Below are 17,270 nucleotides of genomic sequence, written 5' to 3' on the forward strand. Positions count from 1 at the left end.
CTCCTGTGCAAACCCCGTTTGACGGGGCCTGCGGTCATTCCGAAAAAGTGTCCGAAGCCTGTGGTTTCAGCCAACTCATGGAATAGGTGGATTGTTCCAGCGTTGCACGGTGACGATCATGTGGCCCTCGCCGGTCAGGGATTTCCCTGCATCGTCGACGGCGGCAATCACCTTGAGGTTGCCGGCATTGTTGGTGGACATCTTGCGTTGCGGGTTCGGCCCGGCATCGCCCGGTGTGAACACGCCACTGTCGGCCTGCATGGTGCCGGCGAACTTGACGTCTTCGTCTTCCTTGGCGCGATCGTCAAAGGCTTCGACCGACCACTGCGCCGGGAACACACCGATGCGATACGGCTTGCCATCAGCCCCCTTGCCCCAGGCTTCGGCATCGAAACGGCCCTGGACTTTCGGCGTCGAACCACCGCCATCGCCGATCCGCGCCACCGAGAATTCGGGCACGACTTTGACTTGGTTGATCTTGCTGTAGACCGACAGGGTCGGGCCTTTCAACGTGCCGACGGTGACGTTGCGCAGACCCGGTTGGGCGTTGGCGGCGGCCTTGAGCTTGACGCGCATACGCTCAGGACTTTGCTCGATGACGTCGACCACTTTCACGCCTTTGCCGAAATTCGGCTTACCGGTGAGACCACTGCCGATCAAGGTGATTTCCGTCTCGGCACCCGCCTTCAGATAACCCGGCTGCACCGCCAGCAAACGGCTGCTGCCCTGCTTGGCGGCGACGAAGTCCAGACCACGTTCGTCATGCTCGGCCTCGAACATCCTGCCCTGCATCGCGTTGCCTTGGGCGGCGAACACCTGGCGCATGATCACGCCGTCAATGGTCACGTTGCCGCGCCATTCGTAACCGGTATAGAGAATCGCGCTGCCATCGCCATTGAACGGGCTGCCGTCGGCGTATTGGCCTTTGACGCTGACCTTGAACGTGTCACTGCCATCGGCCGTGACGCTCATCATGCCGGCCAATTCACCCTTGCCCGGCAAGTGGCCGCTGAAGCTCCAGTCACCCACCAGCGCTTCGGCTTTCGGCGCGGTGCTCAGCCATTTTTTCCAGGCCGGGTTGTCCAGCGGATAACGCTTGGCCAACAGCGGCACCATGTCTTTTCGGGCCAGGTCGAACCAGTCACGGTCGCGGGACAGGGCCTGGTATTCCAAGGACGGCCATTGGCCGAGGTGGAAGTTCACCAGGCGTTCCCATTCCTGGGCCGGACGCCGTTGCAGGGCGACCCGCGCACCGGAGTGGCAGCGGCCGCACATCTGGCTGGTCTGATCGTCGAACTTCTCGACAGTATTAAGTCGGCGCTCCAGCGCATAGCGAACGCCGTCGGTTTCGCTCGGCGCCAGGCCTTGAGTGTCGGCCAGGTATTTGACCAGGGTGCGGCGGTCGTCATCGCTGATCTGCAAACCGTGCATGACCTGCATCCGGGCGATGCTCATCAGCCAGCCTTCCGGGGTTTTGCGCTGGTGGCTGATGCGGCTCAGGGCATTGTCGGCTTCGGGGGTGTGACAACCCTGGCAGGTTTCCTTGAGGATGGTCTGGGCGTCGCGGGCTGCCAGGCTGTCGGGCGAATGCAGCGCCACACATGCGGCCACGGCCAGCAGACTGGCGCTCAGGCCTGATCGGAGTCTTCTCTTCATCAACGTCGAACCTCGCACGGTGCTTTCTTATTTTTGTGGCTTATCGTTTTTATGGTTTCTGCCGCCGGCGGCGCACCGCTGACGGAGGCAAGAGAAACGTCTGCGATGAGCAATACACGGAGCGTGCCAGCTTGCCGATAGCCTTTTTTATCAATCAGTTACGTGAAGACAAGACCTTCGAATCGCGCCTGTACGAGTCCGTCGGCGTCTAATATCGCGACAGGTGTTGCAACCTGAGACAAGCATAGATGGCCCGACCGGCACAGTTCATCGCCCGACGATTGACGGCCTCCGTCAGCGGGTGCGAAATGATGGTTCACCGATTGCCAGTCAGGGGATAACACAATGGCAAGCATCACTGTCCTGGCGGGGGACTTTCTGCAGGGTGATGGAGAGTACAGAGACGGCGTTTTTACCCTTAGAACGTCGCTTCACCCGTGGCCCGGCATCACCCTCCCGCTCTCATCGTTCAAGCGCGTGGAAGTCGCTAACCAGGAATCGATCAACAACATCAAGGACGCCATCGGCTTCGGCGTGGCGGGCGCGATGTTCCTGGGGCCTATCGGCGCGATTGCGGGTTTCATGTTGGCCGGCAAGGAAACCGAAGTGACCTTTCTGGCGACGCTCAATGATGACAAAAAGCTGTTGGCTGCCGTAGATGGCGACACGTTCGAAGAGATTTCGCGGAAGATTCATTCCTGATCCGCCATTTCCCCGCAGCACTTGCGTGTTGCGGGGGACGCCGGCTCAACTGGCCAATGTCGAGGAAATGCTTTTATGAGCCTCGATTTTTTGCTGAATATCCGCCACAAGTACAGCAATGTCATGGGGACTGTTCAAGTTCCATACGGGGACGTTAGTGGCGATCAGATCCACTTTTCCTGTCATGCAGTCACAGACCCGGATCGTCAGGGATTGGTCTGCCTCCATGATGCACGTGCAGACCGCGGGCAGCATTTTGTGTTCAATGATGCTTTGAATTTCCAGGGTTGAAAGGAACATCGTTACCTCCCTTACGCCAGATGGTTGGCCGGATGAACGGACCATCGCTTCATCCACCGAGCTAGAAAATTCTAGTCCCCTAAAGTGGGTGTCTCAAGGTCGCAACAGGTCGCTCGTCGTCTCATAGTTGTCGCAATTTGCAACAGCCCCCTCAGTGTCCGCTGCTCCCATGAGCCCCCAAAACCCCGCCGACCAAGGGCGTCCCTGCCTTTCCTGGCACTTGGCACAGCCATTGCGAAAGCCTCGTTCTCACGAACAACAAGAGGTCTCGCCATGCCCCTCCCTTATTTGCTTCCCGCCACCTCCGCCTTCATCCAGCGCGCCCCGCGCATGCTCATCGGTGGTGACTGGGTCGAGGCCGCCGACGGCCAGACCATGTCCCTGCACAATCCTGCAACCGGCGAAGTGCTGTGCGTGGTGCCAAGGGCCACGCCCGAGGATGTCGACCGCGCCGTGCTCGCTGCACGTCAGGCATTCGATGATTCCGCCTGGACCCGCACCCGCCCACGGGAGCGGCAGAACCTGTTGTGGAAACTCGCCGACCTGATGCAACGCGACGCCGAACTGCTGGCGCAACTGGAATGCCTGAACAACGGCAAAAGCGCGGCCGTGGCCCAGGTGATGGACGTGCAGCTGTCCATCGACTTCCTGCGCTACATGGCCGGTTGGGCGACCAAGATCGAAGGTTCCAGCGTTGAAGTGTCGTTGCCGCTGATGCCCAACGATCAGTTCCACAGTTTCATTCGCCGCGAAGCGGTGGGCGTGGTCGGCGCCATCGTCGCCTGGAACTTCCCGCTGCTGCTGGCCTGCTGGAAACTCGGCCCGGCCCTGGCCACCGGTTGCACCGTGGTGCTCAAACCCGCCGACGAAACCCCGCTGACCGCCCTGAAACTCGCCGAGCTGGTGCTGGAAGCCGGTTATCCCGAGGGTGTGTTCAACGTCGTTACTGGCACCGGCATCACCGCTGGCTCGGCGCTGACCCACAACCCGCTGGTGGACAAGCTGACCTTCACCGGCTCCACCGCCGTGGGCAAGCAGATCGGCAAGATCGCCATGGAGTCCATGACCCGGGTCACCCTTGAACTGGGCGGCAAATCGCCGACCATCGTCATGGCCGACGCCGACCTGAAATCCGCCGCAGCCGGGGCCGCCAGCGCGATCTTCTTCAATCAGGGTCAAGTGTGCTGCGCAGGTTCCAGGCTGTATGTACAGCGCAAACATTTCGACAATGTGGTGGCGGACATCGCCGACATCGCCAACGCCATGAAGCTCGGCAACGGGCTGGACCCGAGTGTCGAGATGGGGCCGCTGATCTCGGCGCGGCAACAGGAACGGGTTTACGGTTACATCGAGAAGGGTCGGGAAAGTGGCGCGACCATCGCCTGCGGCGGTGAGCAATTCGGGCCGGGGTTCTTCGTCAAGCCGACGGTGATTGTCGATGTCGACCAGAAGCACTCGCTGGTGCAGGAAGAGATCTTCGGCCCGGTGCTGGTGGCGATTCCATTCGATGATGAAGCCGATGCGTTGCGCATGGCCAATGACAGTCCTTACGGGCTGGGGGCGAGTATCTGGTCGAACGACCTGGCGGCGGTGCACCGGATGATTCCGCGGATCAAGTCGGGGTCGGTGTGGGTCAACTGCCACAGCGCGCTCGATCCGGCGCTGCCGTTTGGCGGGTACAAGATGTCCGGGGTCGGGCGTGAGATGGGGTATGCGGCGATTGAGCATTACACCGAGTTAAAGTCGGTGTTGATTAAGTTGTAATTGCGGCGTCCTCACGGGCCCTATCGCGGGCAAGCCCGCTCCCACAGTGATTTGTGTGATGCCAGAGATTGCAGCTTCACCACAAAACCCTGTGGGAGCGGGCTTGCCCGCGATAGGGCCAGTCCATGCAACCTAAATCTCAGGGCTTGAAGCCCTGGGACAACAACCAACCCCGAACCACCCGCCCCTGCTCCACCGTCAACCCCGCCAACGCCTGCTCGGCCGGTTCGGACCGCAATCGCCGTACCAACGGCGCCAGCTCAACCCCTTGCACATGCCAGATCCCCAGCGGCTGATCCGCCGTGATCACCACCTCGGCCTCATCCACAAACCCATCTTTCAACACCGGCGCCCGCTCAATCCTCAACGCCGCAAAATCCGCCTCGGCATGGGCCACTTCAGCATCCGGCCACTGCCGCCGCGCCTGCCAGAACGGCTGCGCCAACCACCGCTGCTCATCGGCATAAAAATCCCGGCCAATCCGCGCAAAGCGCAAAAACAGCTGCTCCACCCGCTGCTGATGAAACCGTTGTGCCAGCGCCGCCCGTTCTGGCTTACGCAACAACGTGTTGATCACCGTGGGCGCCTGCAACCCTGAAGACAGCGACTGAAAAATGCCATTGCCCGACAGCGGATCCACCGCCATCGCGGCATCGCCCACCCGAATCCAGTGATCGCCGCACACCTGTGGACTCAAAATCGCCGTGCTGCTGCGCGCATGCAGCTGAAGATCGAGCTCAGGCCCCGCACCGAAAAATTCACGCGCCAACGCCGAGCCCTGACGTCGCGCGCGACAGTAATCCAGCAACTGCGCCTTGCCCGGCAACTCGGCGCTGGCCACGTCCACCGTCCATTGCCAGTAGCACTGGCCGTCGGCCCGTCGCGCCATCCAGGCCCAACCGTCCTCAAGGCTTTCCACCGCGCTGGCGGTGCTGCCCGGCGTGCCTTGCCAGCGATTGAGCAGGCTGACCGTCTCCGGCCCGCGCAGGCCTTTGCCGAGCGCGGGGACCTGACGTCCACGGGCCTCCACCAGAAAATTCGCATGCAGCGCCTCGCGCCCTTCAATCTCGACCCGATGTCCCTCCGCCGAGGTCTGAACGCTCAGCACCCGACCTTCGACCAACTCGACGCCCGCCAGTCGCAGGTCCTCGCGCAAGCCTCGATCAAAGCTCGGACGGTCCAACAGAAACTCGATGTTTTGTGCATGTTGCTGACCGTTCCACGACACCTGCCGCTGGGAAGGCAACGCCGCATCCGCCAACGCCTGATGCAGACCCGCACCGCGCAACGCCTCCAACACCCGAACCGAAACGCCTTCCAACGCCGCAAACCGGCGCCACTCGCTGACCAGGGTCACGGCATAACCGAGCCGCCGCAAACCCAGGGCGACCGCCGCCCCGGCGGGACCGGCGCCAAGAACCAGAATCATGCGCCGAAGCGCCGTTCAGGGCCGCGATACCGGGCGTTCTCGCGCAGCCACTCGATGATCTGTTCGTTGCTCGCGTCAGGGTGTGCGACCAGGAAACCCGCAATGTGCCCGCTCAACGCCGCGCACCCGAGACTCGCGCCCGACTGTCCCGGATAGGTCCCATGCACGCACGCCGCAAAATCGGCCTGGGCACTGTTGAGCCACGACCATTCATGCTCGGCGCAACGCGCATCGCCGGTGACGCGCAGCACCTGCGGATAATTCGCCGGAAACACGCCCTCGCCCTGTGCCGGGCTGGAGGCACACAGCAAAATGCCCCGCGCCACCGCTGCCGCGCAGGCTTCGCGCAACAGGCTTCGATCCTGGCGTAATCCAAGGCTCAAATTGATCAGCCGAACGTCCTGCGCCACCAGCCAGTCAATCGCGGTAGCGATCTGCAAGGCGCTGGTGACGCCACGCTGGTCAAACACCTGGCCCACGCAAAACACTGCCGAAGGCGCCCGGCGGCCGATGGCCTCGATCACCGCGCTGCCGTGGCCCAGCGGGTCATCGCGCAAGTCGCTTTCGGCCAGGCCATCCTCCAGCAGCGAGAAGCGTCGTCCCGCAACCACTTGCACCCGTTGCGCCGCCGAATGTCCACTGTCGACCACGCCAATCCGCAACTCAGGCTTCATGCAGCACCGTTTTTGAAGTGAGCACGCCGTCGAGCAATTCAAAGCGCAAATCAGCATCGGCCAGCGTGGAAGGTCGATGGCTGATCAGGATTCGCGTACGCCCGGCAAACAGACGGTCGATGGCTTCGATGACTTCGCGCTCGGTGGCTTCATCCACCGCCGAAGTGGCTTCGTCCAGCACCAGAATCAGCGGATCCTGCAACAGCGCGCGAGCGATGGCGATGCGCTGTTTCTGCCCGCCGGAGAGCTGCTGGCCGCGTTCGCCCAGCGGGCTATCGAGACCTTCGGGCAACGACTCGATCAAGCTGTCCAGTTGTGCCAGTCGCGCGACTTCGGCAATCGCTTCACGACTGGCGTCCGGCACCGCGTAGGCGAGGTTGTCTGCCAGGCTGCCGCGAAACAGCACGATGTCCTGACTGACCACGGCAATCCGCCGACGCAGTTGGAACAGGTCCAGTTCTCGCAGGTCGACCTCCCCCAACAACACACGGCCCGATTGCGGATCGTGGTGGCGTTGCAGCAGATCGATGAGCGTTGATTTACCAACGCCGGAGCCACCGCTCAGGGCGACTTTCAAACCATAAGGGATTCGCGCTTCGATGCCGCGCAAGGTCGTCGGGCGACCGGGATGGCTGAAGTGCACGTCGTCAAATCGCAACTCGCCGGAGGTCGGCATCGGTTTGGGTTCAACCGGTGTCAGCACCGTCGGTTCTTCACCACGCAATTCCATGACCCGACCGAGGCTGACGGTCATCCGCTGAATCGCGACATAGAGCCCGAGCAGACTCTGAACCGGCCCGACCGCCATCCCCAGGTACGTGGAAAACGCAATCAGCGCGCCCAGTTGCCAGGTCCCCTGCACCACCCAATAACCGCCAATCAAAAACGCACAGGCCCGGGACAATGACGTCAGTGTGCCGGGCACGGCCTGGGTGAAAAACTCGGTGACTTGCAGGCGCAGCAACTGGCTCATGTAGCCTTGACCGAGCGACTCCAGCCGACGCGACTCACGTTGTTGCTGGCCGGCCGACTGGATGAATTTCATCACCGGCAAAGTCTCGACCATGAACGAGGACATGTCCGCCGAGCGCTCGCGCAACTGCCGCACATCGCGCTCGACCTTGCGCCGCATCCAGCGCAGCCAAAGTATGTCGAGGGGAATCAGCACCAGCGCCAGCAGCGAGAGTTTCCACGACAGGGTCAGCAGCATCGCCACCGCAACCACCAGGCCAACCACACTCGATACCGCCGAGAACAGCGAGTCCACAGCGAAGCGCTGGATCTCCGCGACGTCGCCATCGAGGCGCGACATCAGATCACCGATGCGCCGCTGCCCGTAAAAACTCGGCGACAGGGTTTGCAGATGGCGATAAAGGTCATCGCGCAGCGAGAACAGAATCCGCCCGGACAGTCGCGTGTGCAGGTAGCGATTGATCCCCGACAGCGCCGTGCCAAGCAGCCCGGCGAGAATCATCAACCCGGCAATTAGCACCAGCATCGGAAAGTTTTTGGCCAGCAAGCCATCGTCGATCAGCAGCTTGGTCAGCCACGGTTGCACCAGCACTAGCGACGAGGCGCAGACCGACAAACCGAGCAGCCCGGCAATCGCCAGTCGATGCGGGCGAACAAAGCTGTAGAGCCAACGCAACGCCGCTTGCAGGGTTTCGGGGTTCTGGCTGTCGATCAGCCGAACGATCAAGCGCTGCATCACGAGCGCAACTGTTTGAGCTTGCGATACAGGGTCGCGCGGCTGATGCCCAAGGCGTCGGCGGCGGCCGAGACGTTGCCGTGATGGCTGTCCAGGGACTGGCGGATCAGCTCCAGTTCGTTTTCGCGAATGCTGCCTGATGCCGGGCGTTCGGTGGCGGTCAGTTCGTCGAGCATGCTGTCGGGCAAGTGGTCGAGGGTGAGCACCGTGTCACCGGGTTCGCGCATGGCCAGCGCGGTACGCAGGACCATTTCCAGTTGGCGGATGTTGCCCGGCCAGTGATAGCCGTCAAGCAAGCGACTCAAGTCGTCATGAAGGACCATCGCCGGGGCATCAAGTTTGGCCAGCAGACGAGCGACCAAACCGCTGAAATCCTCACGCTCGCGCAGGGCCGGGAGCATCACGCTGATGCCGTTGACCCGGTAGAAAAGATCTTCGCGAAAGTGCTTTTCTTCAACCAGGCGTTTGAGGTCGCGGTGGGTGGCGCAGATCAGTGCAACGTCGATGTCTTGTTCCTCGCCGGCACCCAGTGGCGCGACTTTGCGGTCCTGTAATACGCGCAACAAACGCGCCTGCAAGGCCAGTGGCATATCGCCGATTTCATCGAGAAACAAGGTGCCACCGTGGGCCTGTTGCAGGCGACCGATCATGCCGCCACGACGGGAGCCGGTGAAGGCGCCTTCGCGGTAGCCGAACAGTTCCGACTCGATCAGGCCTTCGGGGATCGCCGCGCAATTCACCGCAACGAAGGGCTTGTCACAGCGGGTTCCGGCCATGTGCAGTGCGCGGGCGATGACTTCTTTACCGGTGCCGGTTTCACCGAGCAGCAACACAGGCAATTCATTGGCCAGCCCTTGGCGAGCCATGCGCAAGGCCCGGGCGTAACGGACGTTGCTGCCGGCAAGGGATTCGAGATCCGGCTGTGGTTTGGCGGTTTTGGCGGTGGTGCGCGGCGGCGTGCTGACATTGATCGAACGTTGCGGCGCACGCAGGGTTTTGTAGAAGAATTCGCCTTTGGCGGTCTGCAAACTACCGACGCCACCTTGATGCAGACGCGACAGCAATTGCAGGCCGTCGACACCCAGAAACTCTTCGCAGCGTCGACCGACCAGCGCCGAACGCTCGGCACGCAGCAACTGACAGGCCTGGGCGCTGACCGCGAGGATCTGCCCGCCGAGGCTCACTGCCAGCAGGCCCTGCCAAGGGGATTCGAGGTATTGCCGACGGCTGTGGAAGGCCAGGACGATTTCGTCCGGATAACTGGCGTTGAACACGCGGCTTTCGATCTGTCTGACGGCCATGGCCAGCAACGCGGTGCTGTCATGCACGCGGCCGAGCGGGCCTTCGCGGGTCAGGTCGAGAACGCCGAGAATGTCGCCTTGCGGGCAATGGATCGGCACCGACGTGCAGGAGAAATCGCTGAGACGGTCGAGGTAATGTTCGCCGCAATCGATCATCGTCGGTCGCGCTTCGACGAGTGCGGTGCCCAGTGCGTTGGTGCCGCGAGCTGCTTCGCTCCAGCAGGCGCCGAGGGTGATGTCTTGCAGGCCGCTGCCCTTGAGGCGATCGGCGCGACCTTCGACAGCCAGGATGGTGGCATCGGAGTTGGCGAGGATGATCAGGCCTTCCTTGCCTTGGCGCTCGGCGAGGTAATCGATCGCCGGCAATGCGGCGTCGATCAACAGCCGATTGCTCGCCAACAGCAGGTCGAGGCTGGCACTCGATTCCAGCGCCAGTTCGTGCTTGGCGTTGAAATGCACGCCATGGCTGAGACTGCGCCGCCACGACGCATCGATTTCGGCCCGCAGCACGCCATCGGGGACTTCGCCCTCGAGATGGAGTTTTTCCCGGGCGAGCCGGGCTTCGCGGTGAAGCGTGGGAGGAGTTGTTTTTATTAGCGTCATCAAGCGCTCCGGATCGGTCCGCTTTGCGCTTATTCAAGATCAGCGCCCTGCCGCAATCTTTACGTTAACGTCAGGGCGATGGCAAGTGCCTTATGGCGCTTGTGTTCTGTCAGGTGGACCGCGTTATCGTTCTTCGCGGGCAAGCCCACTCCCACAGATGACCGCACTCCTCTGAAAGAACGCGGTCACCTGTGGGAGCGGGCTTGCTCGCGAAGGCGATCTACCAGACACCATCAATCCTTGATTGCTTAGACGTGTGGATCGCCCGGTGCCTTGCTCGGCGTGGCGTATTGCGGCTTGAGATGGCCGTCCTGATCGAGCAACCAGGCGTCCATGATTTGCCGCACGACCGGGCCGGCGACACGACCACCGGCCTCACCGTTTTCGATCATCACCGAGATGACAATCTTCGGGTGTTCAGCCGGAGCGAAGCCGACGAACAGAGCGTTGTCGCGGTTACGTTCCAGGGTCTTCGCCCGGTTGTAGCGCTCGCCCTGCTTGATCGCGACGACTTGCGCGGTACCACTCTTGCCGGCGATGCGGTACTGAGCACCCTGTGCCGCCGCTCGGGCAATCCCGCGGGCGTCGTGCATCACCATCTGCATGCCATGGTTGACCTGCTCCCAGTCACGCGGGTCCTTGAGCAGGATGTTCGGCATCGGATGCTCGTCCACCGGCGCAACACCGTCCACGGTCTTGGCCAGGTGCGGCCGGTTCCACACGCCTTTGTTGGCGATCAGCGCGGTGGCCTGGGCCAGCTGCAGCGGCGTGACCTGCATGTAACCCTGGCCGATGCCGAGGATGACCGTCTCGCCCGGGAACCAGGCCTGACGGCGCGTGGCACGCTTCCAGGCCTGGGAGGGCATCAGCCCGGCTGACTCCTCGAACATGTCCAGCGAGACTTTTTCGCCGAGCCCGAACATCACCATGTAGTCGTGCAGGCGATCGATGCCCAGCTTGTGGGCAAGGTCGTAGAAGTAGGTGTCGTTGGAGCGCATGATCGCCGCGTCCATGTCCACCCAGCCGTCCCCGCTGTGGTTCCAGTTGCGGTATTTGTGATCGAAGTCCGGGAGTTGGTAGTAGCCGGGATCGAAGACGCGAGTCTGAGGGGTGACAACGCCGGCATCGAGACCGGCAATGGCCACCTCGGGCTTGATGGTCGAACCCGGCGCGTAAAGGCCGCGCAGGACGCGGTTGAACAGCGGCCGATCAATGGAGTCGTGCAGCGCCGCGTATTCCTTGAAGCTGATGCCGGTGACGAACAGGTTCGGGTCGAAGCTGGGCTTGCTAACCATCGCGAGCACTTCACCGGTCGACGGGTCGAGCGCCACCACTGAACCACGACGATCGCCCAAGGCTTCCTCGGCCGCTTCCTGAAGTTTGACGTCCAGGCTCAGGACTATGTTTTTGCCGGGGATCGGATCGGTGTGCTTGAGCACTCGCAGTACGCGACCCTGAGCGTTGGTTTCGACTTCTTCGTAACCCACTTGGCCATGCAACTGCGACTCGTAGAATTTTTCGATGCCCGTCTTGCCGATGGACTGGGTGCCGCGATATTCCACCGTATCGAGGGCTTTGGATTCTTTTTCGTTGATGCGACCGACGTAGCCGATCGAGTGCGCGAAGTGCGCGCCCAACGGGTAGTGACGAACGAATTGGGGCTCGACATCGATCCCCGGCAGACGGAACTCGTTGACCGCGAGTACCGCGATTTGCTGCTCACTGAGCTCGTAGAGCAGGGTGACCGGCACAAACGGGTGGCGCGCCTGCTTCATAGCCTTGTCGAACAGTGTCCGATCCTCGGCGGGTAAATGCAGGAGATCGACCACCTCATCCAGTTCTTCTTTGACGTCGGAGGCGCGTTCGCGGGTGATGGTCAGGTTGAAGCTGGGACGGTTGTCTGCAAGGACTACACCGTTGCGGTCGTAGATCAGCCCTCTCGCGGGGGTGATCGGCAGGACATGTACGCGATTGCTTTCGGAGATTGTGGAGTGATAGTCGAATTCAACCACTTGCAGGACATACATGCGCACCACTAGTGCGCAGGTAATAGCGACGACAAACAGGGCGCAAGCCATCAGTCTCTTGTTGACCAGGCGCGTCTCTTTTTCGTGGTCCTTGATGGGTATCGGTTGGGGCATTTCTGCAGCAGCTCTTTGACTAAAAAAGGGGGCACCGATCCGTAGGCTTTTCATCAGTCCGTTAAAAAACGAGCTGCACCATACCAAAAACCAAGCGGTCACTTTAGCCCGATTTTCTCGAACGGTTGTCCTTGAGGGCCAAAACGACAGTCGGTTTTTTCTGTAACTCGTGCGTTTTGTTCAAGATTGATATTCCGATTCATGCATTTTTCTTGCAGGCGGGCCTGTAGATACTGGGTGCATGTCATTCCATTTCGTTTTCTGGGAGTCTTTTCATGCATCCGCGATTTCAACGATTAGTCGGTTCGAATGGGTTTTCCATCGGACTGGAACTGCCACTGGATAACGATTGGTCCAGCGATGGACAGCGGCTGCGGATTGCTGAAGATCGGCCGTTCGGAGTTCCGGATTTGAAGCAGCACGCGGCGATGGCGCGTTTGGCTGACAATGCCGGTTTTCGCGCCCTTTGGGTACGTGATGTGCCGGTTTACGACCCCAACTTTGGCGATGCGGCACAGGTCTTCGAAACCTTTTCCTACCTTGGGTATCTGGCCGGGATCACCGACAACATCATGCTCGGCACGGCGGCAGTTGTGTTGCCGTTGCGTCAGCCTTGGTTAACGCTCAAGGCAGCGAACAGTGTTGATGAACTGAGTGATGGGCGTTTGTTGCTTGGGGTGGCCAGTGGTGACCGGCCGATGGAATATCCGTTGTTTGGGGTGGATTACGATCAGCGCGGGGAGACTTTTCGCGACACGGTTGAGTTGATACGCAGTCAGGGTGAAGGTCGATTGCCTGAGGGGGCTCGATTGCTTCCGGAGCGCGATCACTCTGCGCCGTTACTGGTGGCAGGTCTGGGCCAGCAATCACCAGCATGGATTGGTGAACACATGGATGGCTGGCTCGCCTACCCTGGAGCGCCGGATGAGCATCGGCGTCGAGTGGAACTGTGGCGGGAAGTAGGAGGTGATAAACCTTATATCAGCTTTGTACACCTGGATCTGGCAGCTAATCCTCATACCCCCATGCGACGTGTGCGCTTCGGTGGGAGTTGTGGACGGCTGGCCTTGATTGATGAGCTTCAGGCGTTACGTGAGGCAGGTGTGCAGCATGTCGGCTTGCACGTGCGTCGTAGCGAACGCCCTGTGGCGGAGGTTATTGAAGAAATAGCAGAACACGTACTGCCGAAGTTTCACTAACGACGCAGACGGATCCTGGGGCAGTTATCAGGCTGCCCTTTTCTTTGCGCCACTTTCCTGCGGGCAAAACAAAACCCCAACTGCTTTCGCAATTGGGGTTTCGGAATTTAATCTTGACGATGACCTACTCTCACATGGGGAAACCCCACACTACCATCGGCGATGCATCGTTTCACTGCTGAGTTCGGGATGGGATCAGGTGGTTCCAATGCTCTATGGTCGTCAAGAAATTCGGTAGCCAGGTCGTGGGCCCTTGCGGGTTCACGCTCCAGCGAATGGGTATGTGACAGCTTGGTGTTTTGTGAGTATCTCGAACTTTCGGTTCGTTTCGTCTTCACACACCGCAATCTGGTGCTCTTTCGCCTTTGGGCTCGAAGCAAGCAAATTGCTTGGGTGTTATATGGTCAAGCCTCACGGGCAATTAGTATTGGTTAGCTCAACGCCTCACAGCGCTTACACACCCAACCTATCAACGTCGTAGTCTTCGACGGCCCTTCAGGGGACTCAAGGTCCCAGTGAGATCTCATCTTGAGGCTAGTTTCCCGCTTAGATGCTTTCAGCGGTTATCTATTCCGAACATAGCTACCCGGCAATGCCACTGGCGTGACAACCGGAACACCAGAGGTTCGTCCACTCCGGTCCTCTCGTACTAGGAGCAGCCCCTCTCAAATCTCAAACGTCCACGGCAGATAGGGACCGAACTGTCTCACGACGTTCTAAACCCAGCTCGCGTACCACTTTAAATGGCGAACAGCCATACCCTTGGGACCGGCTTCAGCCCCAGGATGTGATGAGCCGACATCGAGGTGCCAAACACCGCCGTCGATATGAACTCTTGGGCGGTATCAGCCTGTTATCCCCGGAGTACCTTTTATCCGTTGAGCGATGGCCCTTCCATACAGAACCACCGGATCACTAAGACCTACTTTCGTACCTGCTCGACGTGTCTGTCTCGCAGTCAAGCGCGCTTTTGCCTTTATACTCTACGACCGATTTCCGACCGGTCTGAGCGCACCTTCGTACTCCTCCGTTACTCTTTAGGAGGAGACCGCCCCAGTCAAACTACCCACCATACACTGTCCTCGATCCGGATAACGGACCTGAGTTAGAACCTCAAAGTTGCCAGGGTGGTATTTCAAGGTTGGCTCCACGCGAACTGGCGTCCACGCTTCAAAGCCTCCCACCTATCCTACACAAGCAAATTCAAAGTCCAGTGCAAAGCTATAGTAAAGGTTCACGGGGTCTTTCCGTCTAGCCGCGGATACACTGCATCTTCACAGCGATTTCAATTTCACTGAGTCTCGGGTGGAGACAGCGCCGCCATCGTTACGCCATTCGTGCAGGTCGGAACTTACCCGACAAGGAATTTCGCTACCTTAGGACCGTTATAGTTACGGCCGCCGTTTACCGGGGCTTCGATCAAGAGCTTCGCGTTAGCTAACCCCATCAATTAACCTTCCGGCACCGGGCAGGCGTCACACCCTATACGTCCACTTTCGTGTTTGCAGAGTGCTGTGTTTTTAATAAACAGTCGCAGCGGCCTGGTATCTTCGACCGGCATGGGCTTACGCAGTAAATGCTTCACCCTCACCGGCGCACCTTCTCCCGAAGTTACGGTGCCATTTTGCCTAGTTCCTTCACCCGAGTTCTCTCAAGCGCCTTGGTATTCTCTACCCAACCACCTGTGTCGGTTTGGGGTACGGTTCCTGGTTACCTGAAGCTTAGAAGCTTTTCTTGGAAGCATGGCATCAACCACTTCGTGTTCTAAAAGAACACTCGTCATCAGCTCTCGGCCTTAGAATCCCGGATTTACCTAAGATTCCAGCCTACCACCTTAAACTTGGACAACCAACGCCAAGCTGGCCTAGCCTTCTCCGTCCCTCCATCGCAATAACCAGAAGTACAGGAATATTAACCTGTTTTCCATCGACTACGCTTTTCAGCCTCGCCTTAGGGACCGACTAACCCTGCGTCGATTAACGTTGCGCAGGAAACCTTGGTCTTTCGGCGTGGGTGTTTTTCACACCCATTGTCGTTACTCATGTCAGCATTCGCACTTCTGATACCTCCAGCAAGCTTCTCAACTCACCTTCACAGGCTTACAGAACGCTCCTCTACCGCATCACCTAAGTGATACCCGTAGCTTCGGTGTATGGTTTGAGCCCCGTTACATCTTCCGCGCAGGCCGACTCGACTAGTGAGCTATTACGCTTTCTTTAAAGGGTGGCTGCTTCTAAGCCAACCTCCTAGCTGTCTAAGCCTTCCCACATCGTTTCCCACTTAACCATAACTTTGGGACCTTAGCTGACGGTCTGGGTTGTTTCCCTTTTCACGACGGACGTTAGCACCCGCCGTGTGTCTCCCATGCTCGGCACTTGTAGGTATTCGGAGTTTGCATCGGTTTGGTAAGTCGGGATGACCCCCTAGCCGAAACAGTGCTCTACCCCCTACAGTGATACATGAGGCGCTACCTAAATAGCTTTCGAGGAGAACCAGCTATCTCCGAGCTTGATTAGCCTTTCACTCCGATCCACAGGTCATCCGCTAACTTTTCAACGGTAGTCGGTTCGGTCCTCCAGTTAGTGTTACCCAACCTTCAACCTGCCCATGGATAGATCGCCCGGTTTCGGGTCTATTCCCAGCGACTAGACGCCCTATTAAGACTCGCTTTCGCTACGCCTCCCCTATTCGGTTAAGCTCGCCACTGAAAATAAGTCGCTGACCCATTATACAAAAGGTACGCAGTCACCCAACAAAGTGGGCTCCCACTGCTTGTACGCATACGGTTTCAGGATCTATTTCACTCCCCTCTCCGGGGTTCTTTTCGCCTTTCCCTCACGGTACTAGTTCACTATCGGTCAGTCAGTAGTATTTAGCCTTGGAGGATGGTCCCCCCATATTCAGACAAAGTTTCTCGTGCTCCGTCCTACTCGATTTCATGACCAAGAGATTTTCGCGTACAGGGCTATCACCCACTATGGCCGCACTTTCCAGAGCGTTCCGCTAATCTCAAAGCCACTTAAGGGCTAGTCCCCGTTCGCTCGCCACTACTAAGGGAATCTCGGTTGATTTCTTTTCCTCAGGGTACTTAGATGTTTCAGTTCCCCTGGTTCGCCTCTTAAGCCTATGTATTCAGCTTAAGATAACCATCTTATGATGGCTGGGTTCCCCCATTCAGACATCTCCGGATCAAAGTCTGTTTGCCGACTCCCCGAAGCTTTTCGCAGGCTACCACGTCTTTCATCGCCTCTGACTGCCAAGGCATCCACCGTATGCGCTTCTTCACTTGACCATATAACCCCAAGCAATCTGGTTATACTGTGAAGACGACATTCGCCGAAAATTCGATAATACTCAATTAAGAGCAACTCACAAATTTTACCTTAGCCTGATCCGTTACCAGTGAAAGTAACGCTCAGTCTATCTTTCTATCACATACCCAAATTTTTAAAGAACGATCTAATCCAAAGACTAGAAATCAACATTCACCATCATCACAATGGAATGCTCATTTCTAAGCTTTCAACAAACAGAAGCAGTAGTGGTGGAGCCAAACGGGATCGAACCGTTGACCTCCTGCGTGCAAGGCAGGCGCTCTCCCAGCTGAGCTATGGCCCCGTATTTCTACAGGTTCCCACACAAAATTGGTGGGTCTGGGCAGATTCGAACTGCCGACCTCACCCTTATCAGGGGTGCGCTCTAACCAACTGAGCTACAGACCCAATTTCGGGCTGCTTCTTTATCGTCTTCTTCAATGAATCAAGCAATTCGTGTGGGAACTTATGGAGCAGCT

General features: G+C 59.0%; 10 protein-coding genes, 2 tRNA genes and 2 rRNA genes. 3 read left to right on the forward strand and 11 right to left on the reverse strand.

What is annotated here, in order from left to right:
* Positions 1 to 75 precede the first annotated feature (75 nt).
* Positions 76 to 1,656 carry a quinohemoprotein amine dehydrogenase subunit alpha gene (peaA, locus tag ACA053_RS19590; protein WP_497393462.1) on the reverse strand — a complete coding sequence of 527 codons (1,581 nt, stop codon included), beginning with the start codon at positions 1,654 to 1,656 and terminating at the stop codon, positions 76 to 78.
* A 345-nt stretch (positions 1,657 to 2,001) separates the two neighbouring features.
* Here peaA and ACA053_RS19595 point away from each other — a divergent pair, with 345 nt between their 5' ends.
* Positions 2,002 to 2,358 carry a hypothetical protein gene (locus ACA053_RS19595; protein WP_497393463.1) on the forward strand — a complete coding sequence of 119 codons (357 nt, stop codon included), beginning with the start codon at positions 2,002 to 2,004 and terminating at the stop codon, positions 2,356 to 2,358.
* 45 nt (positions 2,359 to 2,403) lie between these two features.
* Here the strand turns inward: ACA053_RS19595 and ACA053_RS19600 are convergent, their stop codons facing one another.
* Positions 2,404 to 2,658: a DUF1652 domain-containing protein gene (locus ACA053_RS19600; protein ID WP_497329561.1), complete on the reverse strand. Its 255-nt coding sequence runs from the start codon at positions 2,656 to 2,658 to the stop codon at positions 2,404 to 2,406.
* Positions 2,659 to 2,931: 273 nt separating this feature from the next.
* Between ACA053_RS19600 and ACA053_RS19605 the strand changes: the two genes are divergently transcribed.
* On the forward strand, positions 2,932 to 4,422 hold the full coding sequence (locus ACA053_RS19605) for an aldehyde dehydrogenase family protein (protein ID WP_497312665.1): 1,491 nt from the start codon (positions 2,932 to 2,934) through the stop codon (positions 4,420 to 4,422).
* 139 nt (positions 4,423 to 4,561) lie between these two features.
* On the opposite strand, the gene qhpG is transcribed toward ACA053_RS19605, so the two are convergent.
* From qhpG to mrdA, 5 genes are all read right to left on the reverse strand, one after another.
* Positions 4,562 to 5,851 carry a flavin-dependent monooxygenase QhpG gene (gene qhpG / locus ACA053_RS19610; protein ID WP_497393464.1) on the reverse strand — a complete coding sequence of 430 codons (1,290 nt, stop codon included), beginning with the start codon at positions 5,849 to 5,851 and terminating at the stop codon, positions 4,562 to 4,564.
* The gene (qhpE, locus tag ACA053_RS19615) at positions 5,848 to 6,525 is read right to left on the reverse strand and encodes a subtilisin-like serine protease QhpE (RefSeq protein ID WP_497393465.1); all 678 of its coding nucleotides are present in this window, start codon (positions 6,523 to 6,525) and stop codon (positions 5,848 to 5,850) included. The genes qhpG and qhpE overlap by 4 nt, the downstream gene beginning before the upstream one ends.
* Complete coding sequence (locus tag ACA053_RS19620) at positions 6,515 to 8,233, reverse strand: ABC transporter ATP-binding protein (protein ID WP_497393467.1); 1,719 nt, start codon at positions 8,231 to 8,233, stop codon at positions 6,515 to 6,517. Before ACA053_RS19620 ends, qhpE begins: the two co-directional genes overlap by 11 nt.
* Complete coding sequence (locus tag ACA053_RS19625) at positions 8,233 to 10,137, reverse strand: sigma-54-dependent Fis family transcriptional regulator (protein ID WP_497393468.1); 1,905 nt, start codon at positions 10,135 to 10,137, stop codon at positions 8,233 to 8,235. Before ACA053_RS19625 ends, ACA053_RS19620 begins: the two co-directional genes overlap by 1 nt.
* A 248-nt stretch (positions 10,138 to 10,385) precedes the next feature.
* The gene (gene mrdA, locus ACA053_RS19630; protein ID WP_497393470.1) at positions 10,386 to 12,278 is read right to left on the reverse strand and encodes a penicillin-binding protein 2; all 1,893 of its coding nucleotides are present in this window, start codon (positions 12,276 to 12,278) and stop codon (positions 10,386 to 10,388) included.
* 275 nt (positions 12,279 to 12,553) lie between these two features.
* Between mrdA and ACA053_RS19635 the strand changes: the two genes are divergently transcribed.
* A complete protein-coding gene (locus ACA053_RS19635; RefSeq protein WP_497312677.1) occupies positions 12,554 to 13,477 on the forward strand; it encodes a TIGR03571 family LLM class oxidoreductase in 924 nt (307 codons plus the stop codon).
* 111 nt (positions 13,478 to 13,588) lie between these two features.
* Here the strand turns inward: ACA053_RS19635 and rrf are convergent.
* From rrf to ACA053_RS19655, 4 genes are all read right to left on the reverse strand, one after another.
* A 5S ribosomal RNA gene (rrf, locus tag ACA053_RS19640) occupies positions 13,589 to 13,704 on the reverse strand.
* A 173-nt stretch (positions 13,705 to 13,877) separates the two neighbouring features.
* Positions 13,878 to 16,769 (reverse strand): 23S ribosomal RNA (locus tag ACA053_RS19645).
* Between the two features lie 250 nt (positions 16,770 to 17,019).
* Positions 17,020 to 17,095: transfer RNA gene (locus ACA053_RS19650), tRNA-Ala, on the reverse strand.
* 27 nt (positions 17,096 to 17,122) lie between these two features.
* A tRNA-Ile gene (locus ACA053_RS19655) sits at positions 17,123 to 17,199 on the reverse strand.
* Positions 17,200 to 17,270: the final 71 nt, after the last annotated feature.

Source organism: Pseudomonas sp. LBUM1672 (genome assembly GCF_059695655.1).